This is a genomic window from Ramlibacter sp. (assembly GCF_013697775.1).
In the GTDB taxonomy this organism is placed as follows: domain Bacteria; phylum Pseudomonadota; class Gammaproteobacteria; order Burkholderiales; family Burkholderiaceae_C; genus Ramlibacter.
In genome coordinates, this window is the sequence record NZ_JACCWG010000452.1 from 1 (window position 1) to 9,352 (window position 9,352).

A 9,352-nucleotide genomic window follows, 5' to 3' on the forward strand; every position below is an offset into this window, starting at 1 on the left:
GCCGTGTGTCGGGCGCGTCGCCCTGGGCCTCGGCGTGCGGCCTGGCGTGGGGCTTCGCGCCCCGGCCCATGATGTTCTGAAGAATGCGCATGCGAAATCCCCCGGCTGCGCGGGCGGGCCATTGCTCTAAAATCATCCTAGCTCAAGGAGCGCTGCAGCGCGTAGGCAAATTGCCTAGCGTCAGGCTTGAGGATGTCCCAACCGCGCTCACCTTTGGACCTACCCTGGAGGTGAGATGCAGCAGCAAGAGCAACCCACGCATTCCGCGGCGCCCGCGGCGGCTGTTCCGCCAATGAAGCTGGCCGGCCTGGAGCCGACGGTGATCGGGCCCGCTTATTCAGTTGGGGACAGAGCTGAAGATCTGTCCCCAAGAGCTTCGTTTGTGAACATCGGCGAACGCACCAACGTCACCGGTTCCAAGGCGTTCGCCCGCCTGATCCTGGCCGGCCAGTTCGAGCAGGCGCTGGCCGTGGCGCGCCAGCAGGTGGAAAACGGCGCCCAGGTGATCGACATCAACATGGACGAGGCCATGCTGGACAGCAAGGCGGCCATGGTGCGCTTTCTCAACCTGCTGGCCAGCGAGCCCGACATCTCGCGCGTGCCGGTGATGGTCGATTCGTCCAAGTGGGAAGTCATTGAGGCCGGGCTGCGCTGCATCCAGGGCAAGGGCATCGTCAACTCCATCTCCATGAAGGAGGGCGAGGCCGAGTTCCGCCGCCAGGCGCGGCTGATCCGCCGCTACGGCGCCGCCGCGGTGGTGATGGCCTTCGACGAGAAGGGCCAGGCCGACACCTACGAGCGCAAGGTCCAGATCTGCGAGCGCGCCTACCGCCTCCTGGTGGACGAGGTCGGCTTCCCGCCCGAGGACATCATCTTCGACCCCAATATCTTCGCCATCGCCACCGGCATCGAGGAGCACAACAACTACGCGGTGGACTTCATCAACGCGGTGCGCTGGATCAAGCAGAACCTGCCGGGCGCCAAGGTCTCCGGCGGTGTGTCCAACGTGAGCTTCTCCTTTCGCGGCAACGATCCGGTGCGCGAAGCCATCCACACCGTGTTCCTCTACCACGCCATCCAGGCGGGCATGGACATGGGCATCGTCAACGCCGGCATGATGGGCGTGTACGACGAGCTGGAGCCCGAGCTGCGCGAGCGGGTGGAAGACGTGGTGCTGAACCGCCGGCCCGACGCCGGCGAGCGCCTGGTGGAGATCGCCGAAAACGCCAAGGGCGCGGCCAAGGACGAGGGCAAGAAGAACGAGTGGCGCGCGCTGACGGTGGAGCAGCGCCTGGCGCACGCTCTGGTGCACGGCATCAACGACCACATCGTGGCCGACACCGAGGAGATGTACCAGCAGGTGCTGGCCAGGAAGGGCCGGCCGCTGCACGTGATCGAAGGGCCGCTGATGGATGGCATGAACATCGTGGGCGACCTGTTCGGCGCCGGCAAGATGTTCCTGCCGCAGGTGGTGAAGTCCGCCCGCGTGATGAAGCAGGCGGTGGCCCACCTCATTCCCTACATCGAGGAAGAAAAGAAGCAGCAGGAAGCCGCCGGCGAGGACGTGCGCGCCAAGGGCAAGATCATCATCGCCACCGTCAAGGGCGACGTGCACGACATCGGCAAGAACATCGTCACCGTCGTGCTCCAGTGCAACAACTTCGAAGTGGTGAACATGGGCGTGATGGTGCCCTGCCACGAGATCCTGGCCAGGGCCAAGGTGGAAGGCGCCGACATCGTCGGCCTGTCGGGGCTGATCACGCCGTCGCTGGAAGAGATGCAGTACGTGGCCAGCGAGATGCAGAAGGACGACCACTTCCGCATCCGCAAGATTCCACTGCTGATCGGCGGCGCCACCACCAGCCGCGTGCACACGGCGGTGAAGATCGCGCCGCACTACGAAGGCCCGGTCGTCTACGTGCCCGACGCCTCGCGCAGCGTGAGCGTGGCGCAGAGCCTGCTGTCGGACGAGGCGGCGCGCTACATCGCCGACGTCAACGCCGACTACGACAAGGTGCGCACGCTGCACGCGAACAAAAAGCAGGTGCCGCTGTGGCCGCTGGCCAAGGCGCGCGCCAACAAGACGCCGATCGACTGGACCAGCTACACGCCGCCGAAACCCAAGTTCATCGGCCGGCGCGTGTTCAAGAACTTCGACCTGGCCGAGCTCGCGCGCTACATCGACTGGGGCCCGTTCTTCCAGACCTGGGACCTGGCAGGCGCCTTCCCCGGCATCCTGAAGGACGAAGTGGTCGGCGCCGAGGCGGTGCGCGTGTTCTCCGACGGCCAGCGCATGCTCAAGCGCCTGATCGAAGGCCGCTGGCTGACCGCCAGCGCGGTGATGGGCCTGTGGCCGGCCAACACGGTGCGCGACGACGACATCCAGCTCTATGCCGACGAGTCGCGCGGCGAACCGGTGCTCACCTGGCATGGCCTGCGCCAGCAGACCGAGAAGCAGGAGATCGACGGCCGCATGCGGCCCAGCCGCTGCCTGGCGGACTTCGTCGCGCCCACGGGCGTGGCCGAGGACTATGTCGGCGTGTTCGCCGTCACCGCCGGCCTGGGCGTGGACAAGAAGGAGAAATACTTCCTGGACGACCACGACGACTACTCCGCCATCATGCTCAAGGCGCTGGCCGACCGGCTGGCCGAAGCCTGCGCCGAATGCCTGCACGAGCGCGTGCGCAAGGATCTGTGGGGCTACTCGGCGGGCGAGCAGCTGGGCGCCGAGGAGCTGGTGGCCGAGAAGTACCGCGGCATCCGGCCGGCGCCCGGCTATCCGGCCTGCCCTGACCACAGCGTGAAGCAGGACATGTTCCGCCTGCTGCAGTGCGAGGAGATCGGCATGGAGCTGACCGAGAGCATGGCCATGCTGCCGGCGGCCAGCGTCAGCGGCTTCTACCTCAGCCATCCCGACAGCACGTATTTCAGCGTCGGGCGCATCGGCGACGACCAGCTGCGGGACCAGGCCAAGCGCCGCGGCGCCGAGGTGGCGCAGCTGCAGCGGCTGCTGGCCCCCAACCTGTGACGCAGGCTTTACCAGCAGCGCCGTCCGCCGGATCAACTCAGCAAACGTTGCAAGTGAACCACTCTCGAAAGAACGCGATGAAACAACTCCTGTGCGCCGGCTTCGTGCTGTACGCCGCCGCCGTCTCGGCCCAGCCCCATCACGTGCAGTCCACCGGGCCGGGCGCCCGGCTGCAGAACTGCCACGATTGCGCCACGGTGCAGTCGGTGGTCCAGGAAAAGCGCAAGGGCAACGGCGGCGCCGTCGGGATCGTCGGCGGTGCGGTGGTCGGCGGCCTGCTGGGCAACCAGATCGGCAAGGGCACGGGCAATACCGTGGCCACCGTCGGCGGCGCGGTGGCCGGCGGCTATGCGGGCAACGAGGTGCAAAAGCACGTCAACGCCAGGGCGATGTGGGTCACCACCGTGAAGATGAGGGATGGCAGCATCCGCCGCTTCGAGCAGGACGCGCGTCCCGGCTGGGGCTCGGGCAACGTCGTGCACGTGCGCGGCCAGGTGCTCTCGCGGGCCTGATCCGCCGCCGGCTGCCTGTTGCCGGCAAGAGCAGGGTTCAGGCGACGGTGCGGCGCTGGGCTGCCCACAGGGCGGCCACCGCGAGCATGGCCGCTCCCAGCAGCACGGCCAGGCCCCAGCGGTAGCCCACCTGCGGCATCCACAGCAGGCCCAGCAGCAGCGGCGCCGCCGCGCGCGACACGGCGGCCGGCAGGCCCAGCGCGCCATTGAGCGACGCCACGTGCTCGCGGCTGACGTAGTAGGCGATGGCCGTGCCCTTGACGATGGTGATCATGCCGTTGCCCAGGCCGTACAGCACCACGAAGGCCAGCGCCGCCGCCGGATGGGCGGCGCCCCCCAGCAGCGCCGCGATCGCCAGCGGCACCAGGCAGGGAATCAGCCGGTTGGCCCGGTGCAGGTCGAAGTGGTGCTCGAAGAAATACAGCAGCAACCGGCCCACCACCTGCAGCGCGCCGACGCTGGCCGGAATGGCGATGACCCAGGCCTCGGGCAGGCCGCTTTCGCGCAGCAGGCTGATCATGTGCGGCGGCAGCGCCGCCTGGATGGCCATCATCACCACGACGAACACGCCGATCAGCAGGAACGGCGCGCTGCGCAGCAGGGTGCGCGGCGAATGCGCGGCCTGGCGCGGGGTTTGCTGCGGCGTGGGGCGCGGCCCCGGCGCATCGCGCAGCAGCACCGCGTGCAGCGGCGCGCATACGCCCAGCTGCAGCGCGGCCAGCACCCACAGGGCGTGGCGCCAGCCGAAGGCATCGATCAGCCAGGCCGACAGCGGAATGAACACCGTGCTGGCCAGGCCGCCCAGGAAGGTCAGCGTGATGATGGCGCGGCGGAAATCGTCGGGAAAGCGCCGCGTGACGATCGAGAACACCGGCGTGTACAGGGTGGCCGCGAGGCCGGCGCCGAGCAGCGCCCAGACGGCATAAAAGGCAAGGGCGCTGTGCACCAGGCCGTGCAGCGCGAGGCCCAGCGCCACCAGCAGCGAGCCGCCGGTCATCACGGCGCGCTCGTGGCCCTGGTCGATCCAGCGGCCCACCGGGTAGGCCAGCAGGCCTTCGGCCAGCAGCGCCAGGCTGAAAGCCAGCGACGACTCGGCGCGCGCCAGCCCCAGTTCGCGCTCCACCGGCGCCACCAGCAGGGCGAAGGTGTAGAACACGCTGCCCCAGGTGACCAGTTGCGCCACCGAGAGCCACACCACCCAGCCGCGCCGCAGCGGCGGACTGGAAAGCGGTGCGGACAACATGCGGCCGATTGTGCATCGGCCACATGCCGCCGCTGCTGCTACACCGCCCCAGGCGCCCGCGACAGCGCGCTGCTGCCCACGGCGTTGCCGGTCGGGTAGTGCTGTTGCTGCTGCTGCTGCGCCACCACCTCCGGGCTGGCCGGCGGGTGCGGCACCTTGGGCCAGCTTACCGGGCTGGGCACGGTGGCCAGGTCGTACACCGGCCGGCTTGCCAGCGCATTGACGATGTTGCCGCTGCGCCAGGACATCAGGCCCAGGTTGGGCTCGGCCACGCCGCGGAAGTTGCGCGCCATGCCGTGCACGAAGATGCGGTTGGTCGCCTCCCTGGCCCAGGCCAGCGAGAAGTCCTGCCGCACCACCGGCGTGCCGGTGCCGTCGTGCTCGATCAGCGGCTTGAACGCCGACATGTAGTCAGGCAGCCCGTGCTTGTAGCCGGTGCAGAACACCACGATGTCGGCGTGGCGCTCCTCGCTGGAGTGCTCGGTCTGCAGCTTCAGCCGCACGCCGCCCGCCGCATGCTCCGCGGCCACCAGCTCGCGCCCGGCCAGCAGCTCGTAGCCCAGCGTGTCGCCCTCGATGAAATCGATTTCGTACAGGCGCTGGTAGATCTGCTCGAGCAGCTTCTCGCTGACGCCGTCGCTGGCGTACTTCTGCTGGTCGTTCAGCGCGATGCGCGTCTCGGCGGGCAGCGAATAGAAGTAGTCGGCGTAGGCCGGCGTGAAGTACTCGTTGGCGAACGGCGACTCGTCCAGCGGCAGGAAGTTCGGCCGGCGCGTGACCCACATCACGTGCGCCGGGCCGCCGCTGCGCGGGCCCAGCAGGCGCTGCACGATCTCGGCGCCGGTCTGGCCGCCGCCGATCACCGCCACCGTCTTGCCCGCCAGGTCCGGCTCGCGGTCCAGGAAGTTGGTCGCGTGGAAGGCCTTCGGCCCGAGCAGCGCCTTCATGTGCGGCGGCACGAAGGGCTGCGCGCCCGAGCCCAGCACCAGGTGCCTGCTGCGCACCGTGGCGGCCCCCGCCGTCTCGATGCTGAAGGCGCCGTCCTCGAAGCGCACCGAGCGCACCGGCGAGGAGAAGCGCACCGACGGCAGCGCGTGCGCCGCCCAGCGGTAGTAGGCCGCGAACTCGTGCCGGCTGACGGCCGGCGGGTCGGCCACCAGGAAGCGGTAGGCGCGCCGGCTCTTCACCAGGAAGTTGAAGAAGCTGAACGGGTTGCACGGGTCGACCAGCGTCACCAGGTCCTTCAGGTACGGCGACTGCAGGGTCGATCCGTACATCAGCAGGCCCGGGTGCCAGGCGAAGTCGTCGCGCGCCTCCAGGAACAGCGCCTTCGCGTCCGCCACCGGATGCAGCAGCGCGGCCAGGCTCAGGTTGGCCGGCCCGACGCCGACGCCGACGACGTCGTACTGCGTGTCATGCTTCACGTTCCACCCCCACCGTTCCCGGCGCTTTCTTGTTGACGATCAGCATCACGGCCACGCCGATCAGCAGCGGATAGAGCAGCGCCCAGCCGAGAAAGGGCGCCACCGCAACGCTGGCGACCAGGGCGATCAGCGCCAGGATGCGCTCGACCGCGCCGCGTGCCAGCCAGACACCGGCCGCGCATCCCAGCACGTAGGTCAGGATGAAGTTGGCCGTGGGCAGCGCGATCAGCGAACGCACCGTGAGCAGCCCGGAGAAGCTCAGGATCAACACCAGCGTGGTGCCGGCGGCGATGAGCGCGAGCCCGCCGACCGGCGTGCCGTAGCGCGCATGCGTCTTGCCCAGGAACTGCGGCGCCATGCCCTTTTCGGCCAGCGCGCGCGCCAGGTGCGAGGCGCCGCCGACGTAGGCGATGTCCACCGCCACGCAGGAGCAGAACGCCACCGCGCCGGCCACCGCGCCCGCCATGTCGCCCAGCGACGCCTTGATGATCAGCACCATCGACGCCTCGCTCGCGCGGCCGCCGTACTGGCCGGTGCCGACGATCACGTAGGCGGTGCCGAGGTACAGCGCCGTCACCACGACCACCGCGATCACCACCGCCGGGACCAGGTCGCGTGCCGGGTTGCTGAACTCGCCCGAGAGGTAGGTCACCGCCTCCCAGCCGATGAAGCACCAGAACAGCAGCGCCATCGCCTGCGCCACGCCCAGCATGCCGTGCGGCAGGAAGGGCTGGAAGCGCGCGGCCTCGGTCTGCGGCACGGCGCCGACGATGGCCGCCAGCAGCGTCACCGTGATCGCCACCACCACCGCCACCTGCACCTTGCTGGCCATGCGGATGCCCAGGTAGTTGGAGCCGAAGGCGGTGAGCGCGATGGCCGCCGCCCAGAACACGCGCGTGCTCTCCGGCCAGCCGAAGGCGGTGCTGATGTAGCTGGCGCCGATGATGGCCACCAGCGGCGTGCCGATGGGAACCGCCAGCAGGAACAGCCAGCCGGTGAAGGCCGCCGTCACCTTGCCGAAGGCCTTCTCGGCGAAGGTCGCCACGCCGCCGCCGCCCGGATAGCGGGCAGCCAGCAGCGTCATGGTCAGCGCGAGCGGCAGCGTGAGCAATGCCATCGCGCCCCAGGCCAGCAGCGAACCGGGACCGGCGATTTCCGCCGCAACGCCCGGGATCAGCAGCACGCCCGAGCCCAGCACCGCGCCGACGTACAGCGCGATGCCCTGGATGCGCCCGAGGGCGCCTTTCGGGGCGGCCATCAGGCGACCTCGACGGTCGCCGGCTCGGCGTCGCGCAGGTAGGTCATCATGCGGTCGCACACGGCGCCGGCCTGGTACAGCCGGCGCTCCACGCCCAGCATCAGCTCGCGCATGGTCTCCGGGTGCTTGCGCACCAGCGGCAGCACCACGTTGCGCATCCAGTCGGCGCCATGGCCCACGTCCACCTCGGCGTGCAGGGTCAGGTAGTAGATCTGGTCGCCGTCCATGCCGTTGCGGCGGAAGCCCTGGATCTGGTGGTTGATGCGGCCCGGCACCATGGTCTCGGTGGCCAGCATCATGCCGATGCCCTGCACCAGCTTGCCGCGGTTCTTGATGCCGTCGAAGTACATGTTCGACAGCGCCAGCTCCTCTGCCACGAAGCGGTTGATCTGGCGGATGTGCGCGTCGGTGTCGATGCCCATCTGGCGCCCGGTCTCGATGCGGATGGTGCGGTGCACCGCGGCCTCGCCGGCGCCATCGCCCATCTCGTCGTTGAAGTTGTGGGCCATCTCGGCCTTCATCTGGCCGTATACGCCGGGCATCATCAGCGTGATCAGGTCGGCGTGGAAGATGTCGAACGGCGACTCCTGGAAGAAGAACAGGCGCAGCTGGTCCCGCGTGGCGTCTTCCTTCAGGAAGCGGAACAGCGGATGGCTGACGTTGGAGCTGTGGTCGCGGATGTGGCTGGTGACCCACTCCTCGAATTTCTCCACCGGCGGCAGGCTATCCAGCAAGGCCTTGTGGCGCTGGCGGTCGGCGCGGTCCCAGGCGCTTTCGATGGCGTAGCGGATCTGCGCGATGAACGGGTGGTCCACCTGCACCGCCTTGTGTTCCCAGGGCAGGGCGAGCGAGGCGACGTTGATGGCGTAGAGCACCTCGTGCACGTGCTGCTGGTCGGCAACCGAATCCTTCATGAAGGCGCGCGTCGCCAGCTCGCCCACCTCGGTGGGCAGGGCGCGAAAGGCCGGTTCGTTGAGCCTGGCGCCGATGTCGGGGTCGTACAGAAGGGCCTCGATGCGTTCGAGGTAGCCGGATTTCTGGCGGGCGGGTGTTGTCATGACGTCCTCTCCTTGGTGGATTCAGTGGGGTTGCTGGCGGGAAAGCGGAATTGCCGGACCATGTGGTCGGGCCGCGTGGGCCACCACGCGCCGCAGTCGTCGGAAACGATGCAGCCGCAGCCGGCGGCCGGGTCGTACACGCCCATGCCCTTGATCGGCGGGGCGTAGGCGAAGATGGTGCTCAGGCGGTCGGCCGCCGGCCCCAGTGTGTGGATCAGGCCTTCGGGCATGAAGGTCAGGCTGCCCTCGGCGAGCATCTCGCGGCGCTCCTCGTGCAGGGTGCCGTCGTCCTGGAATTCATACAGCACGTGCTCGGCCTCGCCGGACAGCACGTAGACCCAGCCGGGCGAGCGGCCGTGGTCGTGCGGCAGCCATTCCTGCTTGGGGCCGAACACCATCTGCACGATCTCCAGCGCGTCGGTGCGGTAGAGCGGGGCGCGCCAGTACGGCTCGCCTTCGGGAATGGCGCGCGCGCGGCGCACCTCCGGTAGCATGCCGCCCAAGTCGGCCAGCAGCTGGCCGATCGGTGCGATGTCGCGCCCGCCGACCCGCGCCACCTCGGCCGCGACCCGCGCGAGCGTTTCGTCGGAAAACACGTCTTGCGTCATGCCGCCTGCACTTCCATCGACAGCACGGGCAGCGAGGCCGGCATCACCGCGTTCACGGCGTCGAGCTCGCTCCACCGCGGCACGTCGGCCAGGCCGAGCGAATGCGCGAGGTCCCATGCGAACTGCGGCATCAGCGGCGCGCTGAACGCGGCCAGCGCTGCCAGCAGCGCCGGCGGCGGCGCCGCGTTGGCGCGGGCCAGCCAGTTCAGCGCCTGCACGAC

The 9,352-nt window shown here is 69.1% G+C and carries 7 protein-coding genes, 1 pseudogene and 1 riboswitch; of the genes and pseudogenes, 2 read left to right on the top strand and 6 right to left on the bottom strand.

The window, feature by feature from the left end; all coding sequences use genetic code 11:
* Positions 1-138: 138 nt before the first annotated feature.
* A riboswitch (S-adenosyl-L-homocysteine riboswitch) is annotated at positions 139-216 on the top strand.
* Positions 217-292: 76 nt separating this feature from the next.
* A complete protein-coding gene (gene metH / locus H0U68_RS22985; protein ID WP_296359226.1) occupies positions 293-3,028 on the top strand; it encodes a methionine synthase in 2,736 nt (911 codons plus the stop codon).
* A 77-nt stretch (positions 3,029-3,105) separates the two neighbouring features.
* Positions 3,106-3,540, top strand: a complete 435-nt coding sequence (locus H0U68_RS22990) for a glycine zipper 2TM domain-containing protein (RefSeq protein ID WP_296359227.1) — start codon at positions 3,106-3,108, stop codon at positions 3,538-3,540.
* Between the two features lie 37 nt (positions 3,541-3,577).
* Here H0U68_RS22990 and H0U68_RS22995 read toward each other — a convergent pair whose 3' ends face one another.
* The 6 genes and pseudogenes from H0U68_RS22995 to H0U68_RS23020 form a co-directional block, all read right to left on the bottom strand.
* Entirely contained in the window at positions 3,578-4,783 is a 1,206-nt protein-coding gene (locus H0U68_RS22995; protein WP_296359228.1) for an MFS transporter, read from the bottom strand.
* A 38-nt stretch (positions 4,784-4,821) separates the two neighbouring features.
* Entirely contained in the window at positions 4,822-6,207 is a 1,386-nt protein-coding gene (locus H0U68_RS23000) for a SidA/IucD/PvdA family monooxygenase (RefSeq protein WP_296359229.1), read from the bottom strand.
* Positions 6,197-7,465, bottom strand: a complete 1,269-nt coding sequence (locus H0U68_RS23005; protein ID WP_296359230.1) for an amino acid permease — start codon at positions 7,463-7,465, stop codon at positions 6,197-6,199. Before H0U68_RS23005 ends, H0U68_RS23000 begins: the two co-directional genes overlap by 11 nt.
* Positions 7,465-8,523, bottom strand: a complete 1,059-nt coding sequence (locus H0U68_RS23010) for an iron-containing redox enzyme family protein (RefSeq protein WP_296359231.1) — start codon at positions 8,521-8,523, stop codon at positions 7,465-7,467. The genes H0U68_RS23005 and H0U68_RS23010 overlap by 1 nt, the downstream gene beginning before the upstream one ends.
* Positions 8,520-9,131, bottom strand: a complete 612-nt coding sequence (locus H0U68_RS23015) for a cysteine dioxygenase family protein (RefSeq protein WP_296359232.1) — start codon at positions 9,129-9,131, stop codon at positions 8,520-8,522. Before H0U68_RS23015 ends, H0U68_RS23010 begins: the two co-directional genes overlap by 4 nt.
* Positions 9,128-9,352 (bottom strand): annotated as a pseudogene (locus H0U68_RS23020) (hypothetical protein); the annotation flags it as partial. The pseudogene H0U68_RS23020 and the gene H0U68_RS23015, both read right to left, overlap by 4 nt.

What these genes read in the sequence shown, in the direction of transcription:
- H0U68_RS23005 (WP_296359230.1), bottom strand. Translation starts at nt 7,465, where the DNA reads ATGGCCGCCCCGAAAGGCGCCCTCGGGCGCATCCAGGGCATCGCGCTG.
- H0U68_RS22995 (WP_296359228.1), bottom strand. Translation starts at nt 4,783, where the DNA reads ATGTTGTCCGCACCGCTTTCCAGTCCGCCGCTGCGGCGCGGCTGGGTG.
- H0U68_RS23010 (WP_296359231.1), bottom strand. Translation starts at nt 8,523, where the DNA reads ATGACAACACCCGCCCGCCAGAAATCCGGCTACCTCGAACGCATCGAG.
- H0U68_RS22990 (WP_296359227.1), top strand. Translation starts at nt 3,106, where the DNA reads ATGAAACAACTCCTGTGCGCCGGCTTCGTGCTGTACGCCGCCGCCGTC.
- H0U68_RS23015 (WP_296359232.1), bottom strand. Translation starts at nt 9,131, where the DNA reads ATGACGCAAGACGTGTTTTCCGACGAAACGCTCGCGCGGGTCGCGGCC.
- metH (WP_296359226.1), top strand. Translation starts at nt 293, where the DNA reads ATGAAGCTGGCCGGCCTGGAGCCGACGGTGATCGGGCCCGCTTATTCA.